We start from the raw sequence: 14,945 nt of genomic DNA on the forward strand, positions 1-14,945 counted from the left end.
CCCCGCGGAAGACGCTCTGATCTGGTTGACCGGTTCAGAGCGGGTCATGGCTTGGCGAGCAAGATCGCCTCCAAGAATGAGTCCGCGGGGTCAACGGTGGGATTCACACCTCCGGCCCTCCACCGTCGGTGAGTGAGATTGTATGTACGAGAATGGGTGCGGGTTGCTCGTCGAGCGAGCCCGCACCCATTTGCATACGTCAACCCGCAGCGGTGAGGCGATCAACAGCGTGGCGTACATGGAAACGGCCGTCCGGACGCGTTCGCATTCGAGCTGACGAACCTCTTAATTTTAATGTCCACGTTTTCGTAGCCAACGCAAGCACCCGGCCTCCTCCGGCGGGCAGCTTCCGCGGCGACTAGGTGTACTGATCCAACGTTGGTGACGTCACGGCCACATCGCAGCCCGAACCAGACCCCGACGCGCACCGAGCGGCGCATCATCAAGGTCCGCGTCATCCGCCGCTGGGGTCCGGCCCGGATCGCGTATCTGCTGGGTCTGAATGTTTCGACAGTGCACAAGGTCCTGAGCCGGTACGGGTTGGCTCGACTGCGGTGGCTCGACCGCCCGACCGGACGGGTGATCCGTCGCATGCACTCACCGCACTGCGGCGATCTCGTTCATGTCGATGTCAAGAAACTGGGCAAGATCCCCGCCGGCGGCGGATGGCGGAAGGTCGGTCGCTCGGCAGGCAGCCGCAATGCCCGGGCCGACAAAAGCAGCGGCGAGGTCGACAAGTACTACCGTCCGGTCCGCGGCTACCACTTCCTGCACACCGCGATCGACGCACACTCACGGTTGGCCTACTCCGAACTGTTGGGCGACGAACGCAAAGCCACCGCCGCCGCGTTCTGGCTACGCGCCAACGCGTGGTTCACCGAGCACGGCATCACGGTCGAAAAGGTGTTGACCGACAACGGTTCCTGCTACCGATCACACGCGTTCCGAGACGCACTCGGTGAGATCAAGCATCGCCGAACCCGCCCCTACCGACCCCAAACCAACGGCAAAGTCGAACGCTTCCACCGCACCCTGGCCGACGAATGGGCCTACGCCCGCCTCTACACCAGCGACCGCGAACGCTGCGACGAGTTCCCGCGATGGCTGCACACCTACAGTCACCACCGAGGCCACACCGCACTCGGCGGCCAACCACCCGCCACCCGCGTACCCAACCTCCCAGATCAGTACAACTAGGCGTCGATACAGCGGGTGCGTTGCATGCCCAGACCATCGATCTCGCATTCGAGGACGTCCCCCTGGCGGAGGTACCGGCCCCAGTGCGAGCCGTTGCCGGGCGGGGATCCGGTGATCACCATGTCTCCGGGCTCGAGCTCGACGAAGCGCGAGATGTAGGAGATCAGTTCCGCGGGGCCAAAGACCATGTCGCCCGTGGTGCTGTCCTGCATGGTGTCACCGTTGAGGCGAAGCCGGATACCCAGGTTCAGTGGGTCTGGCACGAAAGCTGCCGGAACGAGCCACGGGCCGGTCGGGTAGAACGTCGGGAAGTTCTTCGCCCGCATCCAGTCCGTTCCCATCATCGCAATATCCCTGCGCGGAACCAGGCTTCGTGTGGTGAGGTCGTTGCAGATCGTGTAGCCGGCGACGTAGTCGAGTGCGCCGGCCACCGTGACGTTGTGAGCACGACGACCGATGACCACGCCGAGCTCGAGTTCCCAGTCGTGGTCGGACCATCCGGTAGGAAGAAGAATGTCGTCGTACGCGCCGCTGATCGCCGAAGGGACACCGGTCCACACATACGGTTCGCCGTGCGCTTTGCGCTCGTCGATGTCGTGGCCGGCCTCCTCGGCGAGCTCCTCGTCCGTCAGTCCGGCGGTGCCCAGCTTGTGCGCTACCGCCATCTGGATGATGTGCTCGCGATAGTTCGCTCCGGCCCCGTAGATCTGGCCCGGCCGGGTCACCGGCGGCAGCGTTCGCAGTTCCGACGCGGGTGTTCCGGGCGTAGTGGGTGAGACCGCGGCCTCGGCCAGTGTCTTGAACGCGGAGTCCCAGTCCTCGAGTAGCGCGGCGGTCGAGTCATAGGCTGTGAATGCACTGATGTCGTACACGTCGTCGTCGACTACCAGTCCGGGGAATGGGCCGTTGCCGGCGTCGAAGGTCCCCAGTGTGAATCGTTTCTGGTCCATCCTCATCTCTCTTCCGATTGGTCGGCGGTTCGGTTGCCGACCGCACTATCCGGGCGGCGCAGGACTGCCCCCCGGCCGCGGTATTCCGCGACGACACGAGGGCCGCTGCGGACGGTGACGTCGACCAGGGAGTGCCGACCGGTGTGGTGCCGGACGATTGCCTCGGCCACCAATTCCTCTCCGACGTGTGCCGGGGTGTAGTACTCGATCGACGCACCGGCGGTGGCTGTTCCGGGTGTGCGGCTGTTGGCGGCACACGCGAAGGCGCTGTCGGCGAGGACATAGATCACCCCGCCGTGGGCGATGCGGTGGCCGTTCGCCACGGACTCATCGATCACCATGTGCAGTACCGCCCGCCCCTCCCCCGCCGAGAGCACCTCGATTCCGAATTCGGCCAGGCTCGAATCCTGCGCCAGCAGCCTGCGGACCGGCTCGGTGATCGTCATGGCACGCTCACCTGTCGCTGTCGTATCGTGCGGTCACGGATCTCGATCAGCACCTGCGCATCGTCGACCGAACCCGGGTCGACCACCTGGTCCACGGAGTGCCCGAGCAGAATCCGCTTGACCGGAACCTCGAGCTTCTTGCCCGTGCGGGTGTGCGGAATCCGCGAGACAACAATGATGTCGTCGGGGACGTACCGTGGTGACAGCGCCGCACGAATCGCGTTGCGGATGGCCGTGATCGCGGCTTCGGGATCGGTTCCGGTGTGCAACTGCACGAACAGCGGCATGTAGTAGCCGTCGGTCTCCTCGACACCCACCACGAGTGCCTCCTCGACCTCCGGCAACGCCTCGACCACCCGGTACAGGTCCGCTGGGCCCATCCGGATGCCGTTGCGGTTCAGTGTCGAATCCGATCGTCCGACGATGACCGAGCTGCGATCGGTATCGAATTCGACCAGGTCTCCGTGGCGCCACACACCGGCGTACGTCGAGAAGTAACTCTCGCGGTAGCGCGAGCCGTCGGGGTCGTTCCAGAAGTACAGCGGCATCGACGGCATCGGGCTGGTGATCACCAGCTCGCCGGGTTGGCCGACCACCGGGTGGCCGGCGGTGTCCCATGCTGCGGCGGCAACCCCGAGCGCAGGCGGCTGGAGGCGTCCCAGACGCACCGGTTCGGTCGGCGCGCCGCCGAGGAAGATTCCGGCGATGTCGGTGCCCCCGCTGACCGATGCCAGCCACACCGGCCCGACGGCGTCGTAGACCCACCGGAATGCGTCCGGTGCCAGGGGGGAGCCGGTGACCTGGATCATTCGGAGCGCGGAGAGGTCGTGGTCGGTTCCTGGGCGCAGCTGAGCGCGCATACTGGCGTGTGTGTAGGCAGCGCCGAGGCCGAGCATCGACACCTTGTTCTCGGCAGCGACTCGCCAGACCCGGTCGATGTCGGGATGGGCGGGGTTGCCGTCGAGGAGAACGATGGTGGCCCCGCGCAGAAGCCCAGAGACGAGCATGTTCCACACCACCCAACTGGTGGTGCCGACGACGAACAGCTTGTCTCCGGGGCGAAGGTCGGCGTGCAGCGTCAGGGTTTTCAGGTGCTCGAGGACGACGCCGCCGTGTCCATGGACGATCCCCTTCGGGATGCCAGTGGTGCCCGAGGAGAACAGCACCCACAGGGGATGGTCGAACGGTAGTTGGTCGGCTTCCCATTCGTGCTCGGCGGCCACGACGTCCTGCCAGGAGTGCGTACGCATCGACGTGGCCGGAACACCCGCAGCGGTATCGACCCAGACGATTTCGCGCAGGCTCGGCAGTTGAGCGACGATGTCGGCAAGGACGTCACTGCGATCGAGACGGCGGCCGCCGTAGGTGTAACCGCTCGCCGCGATCAGCACGACGGGTTCGAGTTGCTGCAGCCGCGAAACGATGGCGCCGACGCCGAACTCGGGCGCGACGATCGACCACACCGCCCCGACCGAGGCTGCGGCGAGAAACCCGACCACCGCTTCGGTGCGGTTGGGCAGGATTGCAACCACGCGGTCGCCGTGCTGGACCCTGGATTGTCGCAGGAACGCGGCGAGGGCGCCGACTTGCCGGCGGAGCTCGTGCCATGTGGTCGTCGTTGTCGTACCGTCCTCGTCGATGGCCACAATGGCCTCGTCGGCGTTGTCGTGGTCGGCGAGCGCATACGAGGCGTAGTTGACCGTCGTTCCCGGGAACCATCGCCCGCCGGGCATCGTGTCGGGCACGACAGGTTCGCCGTCCGGGGTGTCGACGACGATGCCGATGTAGTCGGCGAACGCGCGCCAGAACGCATTCGGGTCGGTGACCGACCAGTGCCACAGTGCGTGGTAGTCGTCGATCGTGCCCGGCGTCACGAGACCCGATGTGGTCAGCCAGGTGACGAATCTGGTGAATTCACTGCCCTCTGTGCGGGCCTGATCGGGGCACCACAGAACGTCCCCCGGTGTTTCTGTCACGACGACTGCCCCGCCAATTCGCTCTGGGTGTCGTCGGTCGATACCGGCAAGGCGCCGAACAGAAGGAACGCCACCCGGCAGTTCTCGTCGGTTCGGTTGGACCAGGCATGCGCGGTGCCGCGCTGGACGATCACGTCACCGGCCTCGAGCCGGCACTCGCCCTCATCGAGAAGTAGCCAGATCTCGCCCTCGATTACGACGGCGAAGTCGATCGAGTCGGTCTTGTGGAACCAGAAGTGGCGGTTGCCGCTGTGGGTCGCTTCCTCTCGCGCGTGGTCGCCGCCGATGTCGGAGAATAGCTGGTCCTTCCCGGCCTTTTCGTACACGCTGTCGGGTGGGAAGTCGGCGACGCGGAAGATCGTGCCACCCAGTTCCGGGTACATCGGGATCTCGGCGTCGACGGAAGCTGGGTCGAGGCGGCCGTCGTTGGACACCGGTCCCGGTTCGGTGGCCCACACCTGCGCGGCGCCGAATCCGGGAACCGTCGGTGACCTGAAAATGTTGGGGGCCTTGCCGTCGGCAAGGACGTATGACCGGCCCTGCTCGTCGACCGCCGTCACCACCCGACGAATAGAGGCGGTTCGCGCCTGAGGCTGATTCATTGTGTGCTGCCTTTCTGAAATCAGTTCACTGCCTGAGTGGCGAATGGGTACGGCTTTTCCTCGGGAGCCACGACGCGACCTCCCGTTCTCCGATGGGGTACGCAGGATTCGATTCCGTCGAGTTGCGTCCCGGCTCGCGTCGACGATCGAGCTCGAGACCGACCGTTTCCGAGGGTTCCGGTTCAACCACTCCTTCCAATTCAATTCGATACGTACCGTACAGCACTGTGGTGTCCATCACCAGCGCCAGTGCAAACCACCACCACGAGGCCAGGGCCCGGGTAGTTGCGATCCGAGACGGACCGGATAGCATTTCGGGCATGGCCGTACGGAGTGAAGCAAGCCGCAAGGCGGTCCTGCAGGCAACCATGGAGTTGCTCAACGACACCCCACCTGGGCCGGTGTCGCTGCAGAAGCTGTCCATCGAAGGCATCGCCAAGCATGCCGGTGTCAGCAAGATGACGATCTATCGGTGGTGGCCCAGCAAGACGGCTGTAGTCATCGATTCCTTCCTCGACAACCACGTGGCGCAGACCCCGATCCACGACGAGGGTCCAGCTATCGATGCACTGCGGGCACATCTGGCGTCACTCGCACGCGTCTACAGTGGGCCGGAGGGGCGACTGATCGCGCAGCTCATCGCAGAGTGCCAGCATGATCCGGCAACCCTCGAGGAGTTCAAGCAACGGTTCTGGAAAGGACGCGCCGACGCCGCAAGGCTTTTGATCGAGCGCGCCGTCGCCGAAGGTGCCGTGCGGGATGACATCGACCCTGATGTCGTCGCCGAAATGCTCTACGCTCCAATTTACTTCCGACTTCTGTTCCAGACCGGGGACCTGGACGAGGAGGCCACCGATGCCATGGTCGACGCCGCCCTGAAAGGCATCGGCAGGTAGGAGGAGGCGCAAACATTCCGTGGCCTCGTTCTTTGGCGAAACCGTGTGGGAGCAGGACGACGTTCGGCACCCAATGCGGCACCCCCTTGCAGGCCTGAAGGCCACCGATCTGGCGCTGTCCGCGCTCGACTACGCCCTGCTCACTGCGCTGTCGGCGCTGGAGTAAAATGCCCGAGATGGGTAGGCAAGTCTCGCGGGCTCGAGCACTGACGCCACCAGCGGCGGAATTGTTCGGGCGCCAGCGCGAGCTGGCGAGCGCACGTGAACTTTTTGCTTCTACCCGCCTCGTTACACTCACCGGACCCGGGGGCGTGGGCAAGACCGCTCTGTCTGCGGCGTTGTCCGCCAAGCTCGACCGGGCATTCCGAGACGGCGTATGGTTCGTCGAGCTGGGCGCGCAACGCAGTTCAGACACTGTAGCCGAAGCCGTGGTGACACAAATCGGCCTGAGCGCATCGGCCAGCGTGGATGCCGAAGAACAGCTCCGGCGGCATGTGGCCGATCGCTCAATGCTGTTGATACTGGACAATTGCGAGCACGTCCTTCCCGGATGCCGGCGATTGGTGTCCGCGCTCCTCGCCGCCTCCGCCGAGCTGCGAGTATTGGCTACCAGCAGAGAGCCATTAGGAATCCGAGGCGAGCGTGTAGTCGCCGTTCGCCCGCTGGAAATCCCCCCGAATCATCGCGGCCTCACCGCCGACGAACTTTGCGAGTATCCGGCCGCGGCCATGCTGAAAGCCCGGGCCAAGGCGGTCAACGATCAATTCGAGATCACCGACCGGACTGCGGCGGAGATCGCACAGCTGTGCACCTATCTGGACGGAATGCCGCTGGCTATCGAGCTCGCTGCTATGCGGCTGCGATCGCTGTCGGTGCACGAGCTGCTGACTCACATTGACGACCGATTCGCACTGTTGACCTCGGGTGACCCCACCGCCGCGCCGCACCACCGGTCTTTGGATGCCCTGGTGCGGTGGAGCTATGACCTATGCTCCTCCACCGAACAGCTGCTCTGGGAGAGAATGGCCGTGTTCAGCGGCAGCGTCGATCTTCCCACGATCCGCGCCGTGTGCRGGCTCCCTCCACTGCAAGGAACCAAACTGTTCGACGCGCTCGATGGCTTGGTATCCAAGTCGATTGTTCTCACCGAGACGACGCACGGCGACATGCGCTATCGGTTCTTGGAAACTCTGCGCGAGTTCGGGCGGGCCCAAGCCGGGGCCGGCGAAGACTACGGTCGCGTCCGGCGTGCCCACACGGAGTATTACCGAACGTGGGCGAGCAGAGCCGCCGAGAACTTCTTCGGCCCGCGCCAACTCGATATGGTCCAGCGGTGGGAGTCTGACCTCACCGACCTCGAGTTAGCCTTTGACCATCTCCTCCACGCGGCTCCGGGCTCTCATGGCGCCCTGGAGCTCGCTGCGGACCTCCGCTTCTTCTGGATGAATGGCCATCTCCGTGAGGGTCGCCGCTGGCTGGAGCGTGCCCTTGCCAACGATATGACCGTCTGCGCCGAGCGTGGCAATGCCCTGTGGGCAGCGGGGTGGATTGAGGCGCTGCACGGCGAAACGCATACTGCCCGGGAGCTTCTTGACGAAGCGGACACGATCGCCCGGAAGATCGGTGATCCGCGAATTGCTGCGCGGGCCGCGACGTGGACAGGATTGGCCGCGTTGATCACCGGGGATTTCGAGGTTAGCCGCTCATCTCTGGAAATGGCTTACACCGCCCACCTCGAGCACGCGGATGCCGAGGGTCTGCTGATGACCTTGTTCCTGCTCGGATTCGTCAGGAGCATATCCGGAGATCATGTAGGTGCCACGGACGCCGGCCGGGAAGCCGTCGAACGAAGCGAACGTCTGGGCGATACTTGGGGCCGCTCCTATTCGCTGTGGATGTTGGGATTCGACGCGTGGACGCGTCAGGACCTCGATGTCGCTGAGGAGTACGCCGAGCAGAGCCTCACATTGCGATGGGACTATCACGATGACTTCGGCAGTGCAGTCGTCCTCGATCTGATGGCAGGCATCGCGCTGGACGACGGCGATCCCAAGAAGGCGGCGAAGATGTTGGGCGTCGTCGCTGAACTGCTGGCCATTGTCGATACTGAGGTACCGGGCATGCTTGGCTCGCGCTATCAGGCGATCAAATCCGCCGTCCAGGATCGGCTCGGGGACGACCTGTTCGCCCGCCATCACGACATCGGTCGGCGACTGGACCGCGGTCAGCGGATGCGCTTGGCGCTGGGGTCGGTCGCCGCCGTCCCATCGGACCCGACGGACACGGTGGCTGCGGCTGGCTTGCTGACGCCGCGGGAAACGGAGGTAGCGGCGCTGTTGGCGGAGGGTCTCAGCAATCGTGCCATTGCCGGCAAGCTGGTGCTCTCTCCGCGCACAGTCGAGGTTCATGTCGAGCACATTTTGGCCAAGCTTAGCGTCAAATCACGCACTGAGGCCGGCCTGTGGGCAGCCGCCGCCCTCGGCAAGAAGGCGTGACGCGCGTCCCCGGATCGGTGTCCCATGTCACAGGGTACGTAGATGCCCAATTACGTAGCTTCTAGGTGTTCCCACGCTGTCACGGACATGCCGCGCGGGGGAAGGTGGAGTTCCCATCCCGAGGACCCAGGTGCGAGGGATGGTCCTAATTGTCGACTGGAACCCCAGCGCTGGACCACCGGTAGGTATCCGCCAGCGACGGCGTTCTCCCCTAGGCAGGTTCACCATGCAATTGCGCGAGCTTCAGTGGTTCACGACGCTGGCCGAAACCGAGCACATCACGGAGGCTTCGATACGGTTGAATATCAGCCAGCCGACCCTGTCGCGGGCGTTGGCCCGAATCGAGCGCAAGCTTGGAGTGCAGCTTTTCGACCGCYACCAGAACCGGCTGCGACTGAACAGGTACGGCAAGCTCTACCAGGCCCACGCGTTACGGGCACTGAACGAGTTAGACCGTGCGGAACAACGGATCGCCACCCTGGTCGATCCGGATCGAGGCTCGGTGTCGCTTGGGTTTGCGCATTCCTTCGGTGGGTGGCTGATACCGGATCTGCTCATGAGGTATCGCGGTGTCGCGTCAAGTACGTCCTTCGAATTACATGGGGGTGCTTGCGATTCCGTGGTGGACAGTGTGCGGCAGGGGAAAATTGATATCGGCTTCGTAGCTCCTGAGCCGGCCGCGGACGATCTCGTGTGGATACCGCTCGGGCATGAGGCCCTGTGTTTGAGGGTTCCCGCGGGCCATGCGTTCGAGGGCCATGACCATATCGCGATGACCGATGTCTCAGACGAGCCAATGGTCGCACTGAAGGCTGGACACGGTCTACGCCAGGCCACGGACCGCCTATGCCGGGAGGCGGGGTTCAGGCCTCGCATCGCGCTCGAAGCCACCGAACTTCCCACACTGCATGCCCTTGTCGCGGCCGGACTGGGCGTGGCGGTCGTGCCCGCCGCCCCATCGGGACACCCGTCCGCCACTGGTACCGTCCCGCTCAGCGACCCGACTGCGTTCCGGTGCTACGGGGCGGTCATCCGCAGGCATGGTCCGAGTAGCCAGGCCGCACGGCGTTTCCTGAAATTCGTCGCCGGTGTCTCGGCGATTCCGGCGCGAGCAGACCGCGCGCCGTCCGAAGGAACTCCGAGACGGGTGCTGCGGCCAGCAGTACCTGGCGCCTGGCCGGTGTCGGCTTGAGTACCGAATACGTGTCGTGCCCGAATGAGGGACCGCTCGGGGAGCAAATTTCYGCCGCGGCGCGCGGCTTAGGTCACCTCTCCGCCGTGGGATCGGCGACGTTCCGCGAGCGGCACGTTCACGTCGCAGTCGATCTCGTCGACGGTGGCCATCATCCTGCCTTCACGGTCGGATACGAACGCAGCCGGACCGCTCCGGACGCCTCATCCCGAATTGCGCCACCCGGTGACGAACGAACGCAACGATTCCGTGCCCGCGATCTGCAACTGGCCACGGACGCGTACGCAAGGAGGCTGGTCGACCACGCGCAGGCATCCGCAAATCGGCCCTTCGTGCTGCTCGACGTCGAAATTCTGCTCGCTTCGACTGCGCGGAAGGCGCGGCTGGCACTTCGAGAACTCGAATTGGCGACCCCCTCTAGTCCGACAACCTTGCGATTCGTGGGAACAGCGAGTGGTCTCGCATGTTTGGCCGCGGATATCCGCACAGCGGGAGTCGCAGATGGGGTCACGCTTCTCCCTCTCTGGAACGCTGGCACCGTGGAACTTCTTGCCCAGGTGACGGTTCCGGAACTTCACCGTGCAGGCTTCGTCAACTTTGACACCGCGAGCGCGCTCGTTGCGACCTTGGGCGGAACCACCTTGGGGTAGGCGCTGTCCGATCCGAGTGGACACGCGGTTCGTCTGCGGGTCGTGGACACCGATACGCCTTTGGCGCTATGAGAGGAAGTGCTTTACAACCATGGAATTACGTGAGCTTGAATGGTTTGTCATCCTGGCGCGAACCGAGAACGTGACCAACGCCGCCACACATCTCCACATCAGCCAGCCGACTATGTCGCGTGCACTGGCGAGAATCGAACGTCAATTGGGCGTCAAGTTATTCGACAGGAATCAGAACCGGATCCGGCTGAACAAATACGGTGAGATCTACCGGGCCCACGCGGTCAGAGCAATGCAGGAGCTCACCCAGGGCGAAGAACGGATCCGAACTCTGGTGGATCCTGAGCGCGGAGTGGTGTCCCTCGGATTCCTCCATTCCTTCGGATCCTGGCTCGTCCCCTCCCTGTTGGACCAATACCACCTGGTTGCACCGCTGACCACGTTCGAACTCGAGGGAGGGGCCGCGGACGCCATAGTTGACGCCGTGCGAAACGGCCGGATCGACGTCGGGTTCGTCGCACCTCGACCAAACGCGGAAGATCTGGCCTGGGTGCCGCTGGGCCGAGAACTTCTCTGTCTCGAAGTCCCGCCCGGGGACGAATTCGCCGATCGCGAGTCCATCACCATTGCCGAAATTGCTGGGCGGCCAATGATCGCTCTCGGCCCGAGCTACGGGCTGCGCCAAGTCGTCGACCGCCTCTTCGACGAAGCCGGCCTTACTCCCACCATCGGTATCGAAGCCACCGAATTGTCCACGCTGCGCGCACTGGTCCGGCACGGCCGCGGCATCGCCATCGTGCCGGTTCCCCAGGCCGATCAGCAGTCACCGACGGTCACGATTCCGATCAGCGACGCCAACGCATTTCGCTTCTACGGCGCGATCACCCGGAATTACGGGCCGACGGGAACCCCAGCGAGAGCATTTCTCGAATTCGTGACGGGCCACTTCGCCAGCTCGGATATCGACCGAGAGGACGAGTGACCCTTACCATCAGGTCCCGGGGGGGAGGACGATGTCGAAGGTGACGTCGCTCCACGAGCCGTTCACCACGCGCCCGTCGGGAGTGGGTCCCGACGGGTGACGCTCGAACGCCTTGATCAACGACTCCTTCACGCCGAACACGGCATCCTTCCAGCCGATCTCGTCACCGTCGACGAAGATGTGAGTCACCAAACGCCGTAAGCCAGGCGCAGTCACCATGAAATGCAGGTGACTCGCGCGCATGGGGGAACGACCTACGGCCGAAAGCATCCGCCCCACCGGACCGTCGTGCGGAATCGGATAGGGAGTTGGAGTCATACCCCAGAATCGAAACTCCCCGCTGTCGTCGGCGAAAAGGTGCGCACGTGCCGCGACGCGGTCGTCGCCGTACTGCACGTCGTACTGCCCGTCCTCATCCGCCTCCCACACCTCGATACGCGCGCGGGGAACGGGTTTACCGTGAACGTCGCGGACACTGCCGGTCACCCAGCACGGCTCCCCCTTCGCGCCGAACGACATGTCCTGTCCAAGTTCGATTCGGGGTGAACCTTCCACGAAGAACGGGCCGAACACCGTCGCCTCGGTGGCGTTCGCGACCGATGGATTGTTCATTCCGATYACCTGCATGGACAGTCCGAGTACGTCGGACAGCAGAATGAACTCCTGCCGGGTGTCCGTACACGTCTGGCCCGTTTCGGTGAGGAACGCGATCATCGTGTTCCATTCGGCTTCGGTGAGCCTGACCTCGCGGGCTGCGGCATGCACGTGCCGAACCACCGCCTTCATGACTTCTTTCAATCGGGCGTTCGGCGATTCGCCGAACGAGCCGAGGACGGTGTCGACCAGTGCCTGCTCACGCGCGGCCTGCTCGGTCGACGGGTTCAGCTCGGCGTTCGCTCGCTCCTGCTCGATCGTCATACTCGCTCCTGCTCATCGATCGGGTCGCCCGCCCACGCGGCGGCGAGAAGAGTGCGCAGATCGGCCAGCGCGACCGGGCGCGGGTTAGAGGCAGGAACCGCCGCGATGATGCGCTCGGCGGCGGTGTCGATGCCGTCCTCCGGCATACCCAACTGTGAGAGAGAGTCGACGACACCCAGGTCCCGGCGGAGGTCGTAGAGCCCGCGTGCAGCCGACGAGCCACCGAGGGCGTCCGACACTCGGCGCGCTGCATCGGGCGCGGCGGGGCCGTTGAAGTCCATCACGTAGGGCAGCACCACGGCATGCGTGTCGGCGTGTGACAGCCCGAATGCACCACCCAGAACGTGGCAGATCTTGTGATGCAGCGCGCTGCCCGCCGAGGCGAACGCCACGGCCGCGAGGTAGGCCCCGTAGAGCGTGGCCTCTCGCGCGTCAAGATTGTCAGGGTTTTCGGACATAGCCCGCAAGCCGGGAACGAGCGCACGGAGGCCCTCGGTGCCAAGTGCCGTGTCGATCGGGTCGGCACGCGGCGCCCAGAAAGCGTCCACCGCATGGGCGACGGCGTTGAGCCCCGACGCCACCGCCAGTCGGGCGGGCAGCGAGGCGAAGAGAGCCGCGTCATAGACCACGACTCGGGGCAGAACTTTCGGATCGGATCCGGTGGTCTTGCGATCCCCGTCCGTCTGTCCCCACACGTCGGTGGCTTCGGAGCCGGCGAACGTGGTCGGGACGGCAACGATCGGGATCCCAGTGTCGCGGGCAACGAACTTGGCGAGCCCCGTCGACGAGCCGCCGCCGATGCACACGACCGCGTCGACAGCCTCTAAACGCGCGAGGTCGACAGCAGCGCGACCGTTCGCGACCGGCACGTGCTGGACGACATCGTCGATCCGAGCCACGACCGGTACCCGGTGAGCCATCTCGTCCGCGAGGCTCGTCACGAACGAATCAGCGACGAGCAGCACGCGCGACGCGGACAGGTCCCCCACGGCCGAGACGATGTTGTCGACCGCTTGCCCGCGGGCGAACAGCACCCGTTGCCCGAGTGTGGTGTGGTCGAACTCGATCACAGCCCCGTCCTCGCGGAAGTGACCTGGCGCGACAGCCAGGACAGCAGGTGCGAAGCCACGGCGTCCGGCGCTTCGAGAGTCGAGAGGTGGCCGACCCCGGGGAGGACGACCAGTTCCGCATGCGGGACCGAGTCGACGACTTCGGAACCGAGCGCGAGCGGGGTGATCGCGTCGTGTTCACCCACGATCACGAGTGTGGGCACGTCGAGCGTGGCGATTTCGGAGCGCCGGTCGCGTCGGTTCGACACGGCCGTCTGCTGTGCGATGAACACCTCGTCACCGAGATCTCGCGCCATCGTGGCCGCGGCTTCGGCGACGTCCGGCCGCTGCGGGGCGACAGCGCTCGAAATCATTGTCACCGCTTCGTCGAATTCCCCTGCTCGAACTTTCTCGACGAGGCGCTGGGAATTCGCGCGCCGATCGGAATCGGCAGCGATTGCGGACGAGTTGAGCAGTACCAGGCCTCGCACGCGACCCGTTCTCCGGAGCGCGATCTCCAGTGAGACGTACCCACCCATGGAGTTTCCCACGAGGAAGAATTCCTGCGGGCTCTGCTCGAGTACGCGGTCGGCCATGTCCTCGATCGAACTGCCGTGACCGCGCACCACGACGCTGGTTACCTTGTCGCCGAGGATGTCGGCTACCGGCCGCCACGAGCGAGCGTCCGATCCCAGCGCCGGAACGAATACCAGGGGCACGTCGAGCACGTCGCTCATGATGCAGCTCCGTCGACCGCGAGGATGCATCCCGACGTGAAACCGGCATGTTCGGACACGAGGTATCCGACTGCGGCCGCGATCTCCGTACCGGTTCCTGTGCGGCCCAGTGGAATAGCTGCGCGTGTCGCGTCCTGCGTCTCGTCGGACAGCGCCTCGAAGATGGTCCGCACCCGGCCGGCGGTCGGTAGAACCAGACCGGGCGAGACCGCGTTCACGGTGATGCCCGTTGCGCCGAGGTCTTTAGCCAGCTGCTTCGTGAAGCCGTTGATCGCAGCCTTCGATGCGGCGTACGGCAGCCGGGCACCTACGGTGCCCGAGGGACCTGCCAGGCCGTTGGCGACCGCGGACGAGAAGTTCACGATCCGGCCGTAGCCGTGTCGCAGCATGAGTGGCACTGCCTGTCGGCTGCAGAGGAAGGCGCTGGTTACGTTGTTGTCGAGCACCCGCCGCCAGACGTCGGCGCCGAGGTCGTCGAGCGAGCGCACCGGATCCGTTCCGCTGCCTCCGGCGGTGTTGACCAGTGCGTCGAGACGGTCGAACCGCTGGTCGATCTTCTCGAACGCAGCGACGACGGCTACCTCGTCGGTTAGATCGACCGCTAGCGTGAGCACCTCGACGCCGGACACGATGGTCTCGATCTGCTTCTTCGATGTCTCGAGCCCGTCCTCCTGGATGTCCAGGAGGACGACGGAGAATCCGTCTTCGGCGAGTTGCTGCGCGATTTCGGCGCCGAGTCCCTGCGCTGCACCGGTGACCGCCGCGACTCGCCTCTCAGCGTTGTGCTCAGGCACGTACTTTCCTCACTTCGTGATGACGATGAATGGTGATGGTCGGATGCGT

The 14,945-nt window shown here is 64.8% G+C and carries 13 protein-coding genes and 1 pseudogene; 6 read left to right on the plus strand and 8 right to left on the minus strand.

Features of this window, described 5'->3' with window-relative positions:
- Positions 1–384 precede the first annotated feature (384 nt).
- Positions 385–1,197, plus strand: a pseudogene (locus AC1DWT_RS25305) (IS481-like element ISRhosp6 family transposase); the annotation flags it as partial.
- On the opposite strand, the gene AC1DWT_RS25310 reads toward AC1DWT_RS25305, so the two are convergent.
- Genes AC1DWT_RS25310 through AC1DWT_RS25325 form a run of 4 tightly spaced genes read right to left on the minus strand, consistent with a single transcriptional unit; the run spans position 1,194 to position 5,171 of the window.
- Complete coding sequence (locus AC1DWT_RS25310; protein ID WP_179443364.1) at positions 1,194–2,147, minus strand: fumarylacetoacetate hydrolase family protein; 954 nt, start codon at positions 2,145–2,147, stop codon at positions 1,194–1,196. The pseudogene AC1DWT_RS25305 and the gene AC1DWT_RS25310 sit on opposite strands and share 4 nt — an antisense overlap.
- A gap of 2 nt (positions 2,148–2,149) precedes the next feature.
- On the minus strand, positions 2,150–2,593 hold the full coding sequence (locus AC1DWT_RS25315; RefSeq protein WP_095869843.1) for a hotdog fold thioesterase: 444 nt from the start codon (positions 2,591–2,593) through the stop codon (positions 2,150–2,152).
- Positions 2,590–4,569, minus strand: coding sequence for an acetoacetate--CoA ligase (locus AC1DWT_RS25320; protein ID WP_095869842.1), 1,980 nt, complete (start codon positions 4,567–4,569; stop codon positions 2,590–2,592). The genes AC1DWT_RS25315 and AC1DWT_RS25320 overlap by 4 nt, the downstream gene beginning before the upstream one ends.
- Positions 4,566–5,171, minus strand: coding sequence for a cupin domain-containing protein (locus AC1DWT_RS25325; RefSeq protein WP_143548761.1), 606 nt, complete (start codon positions 5,169–5,171; stop codon positions 4,566–4,568). The genes AC1DWT_RS25320 and AC1DWT_RS25325 overlap by 4 nt, the downstream gene beginning before the upstream one ends.
- Before the next feature lie 230 nt (positions 5,172–5,401).
- On the opposite strand from AC1DWT_RS25325, the gene AC1DWT_RS25330 reads away from it, so the two are divergent.
- The 5 genes from AC1DWT_RS25330 (at position 5,402) to AC1DWT_RS25350 (ending at position 11,398) form a co-directional block, all read left to right on the plus strand.
- Positions 5,402–6,067, plus strand: a complete 666-nt coding sequence (locus tag AC1DWT_RS25330; protein ID WP_164060999.1) for a TetR/AcrR family transcriptional regulator — start codon at positions 5,402–5,404, stop codon at positions 6,065–6,067.
- A gap of 19 nt (positions 6,068–6,086) precedes the next feature.
- Entirely contained in the window at positions 6,087–6,233 is a 147-nt protein-coding gene (locus AC1DWT_RS25335; protein ID WP_167114292.1) for a hypothetical protein, read from the plus strand.
- 10 nt (positions 6,234–6,243) lie between these two features.
- Positions 6,244–8,562: an ATP-binding protein gene (locus AC1DWT_RS25340; protein WP_477922664.1), complete on the plus strand. Its 2,319-nt coding sequence runs from the start codon at positions 6,244–6,246 to the stop codon at positions 8,560–8,562.
- 226 nt (positions 8,563–8,788) lie between these two features.
- A complete protein-coding gene (locus AC1DWT_RS25345) occupies positions 8,789–9,754 on the plus strand; it encodes a LysR family transcriptional regulator (protein WP_477922666.1) in 966 nt (321 codons plus the stop codon).
- Between the two features lie 666 nt (positions 9,755–10,420).
- Positions 10,421–11,398, plus strand: a complete 978-nt coding sequence (locus tag AC1DWT_RS25350; RefSeq protein WP_241031738.1) for a LysR family transcriptional regulator — start codon at positions 10,421–10,423, stop codon at positions 11,396–11,398.
- A 9-nt stretch (positions 11,399–11,407) separates the two neighbouring features.
- Here the strand turns inward: AC1DWT_RS25350 and AC1DWT_RS25355 are convergent, their stop codons facing one another.
- The 4 genes from AC1DWT_RS25355 to AC1DWT_RS25370 are packed head-to-tail and all read right to left on the minus strand — an operon-like array spanning position 11,408 to position 14,896.
- Positions 11,408–12,316 carry a dioxygenase family protein gene (locus AC1DWT_RS25355; RefSeq protein WP_095869837.1) on the minus strand — a complete coding sequence of 303 codons (909 nt, stop codon included), beginning with the start codon at positions 12,314–12,316 and terminating at the stop codon, positions 11,408–11,410.
- Positions 12,313–13,386 (minus strand): maleylacetate reductase, encoded by a 1,074-nt coding sequence (locus AC1DWT_RS25360; protein ID WP_095869836.1) that lies wholly within the window; start codon positions 13,384–13,386, stop codon positions 12,313–12,315. The genes AC1DWT_RS25355 and AC1DWT_RS25360 overlap by 4 nt, the downstream gene beginning before the upstream one ends.
- Positions 13,383–14,102: an alpha/beta fold hydrolase gene (locus AC1DWT_RS25365; RefSeq protein WP_241031739.1), complete on the minus strand. Its 720-nt coding sequence runs from the start codon at positions 14,100–14,102 to the stop codon at positions 13,383–13,385. Before AC1DWT_RS25365 ends, AC1DWT_RS25360 begins: the two co-directional genes overlap by 4 nt.
- A complete protein-coding gene (locus AC1DWT_RS25370; protein WP_095869835.1) occupies positions 14,099–14,896 on the minus strand; it encodes an SDR family NAD(P)-dependent oxidoreductase in 798 nt (265 codons plus the stop codon). Before AC1DWT_RS25370 ends, AC1DWT_RS25365 begins: the two co-directional genes overlap by 4 nt.
- Between the last annotated feature and the right edge of the window lie 49 nt (positions 14,897–14,945).

This window comes from Rhodococcus sp. P4_B6 (genome assembly GCF_056402215.1).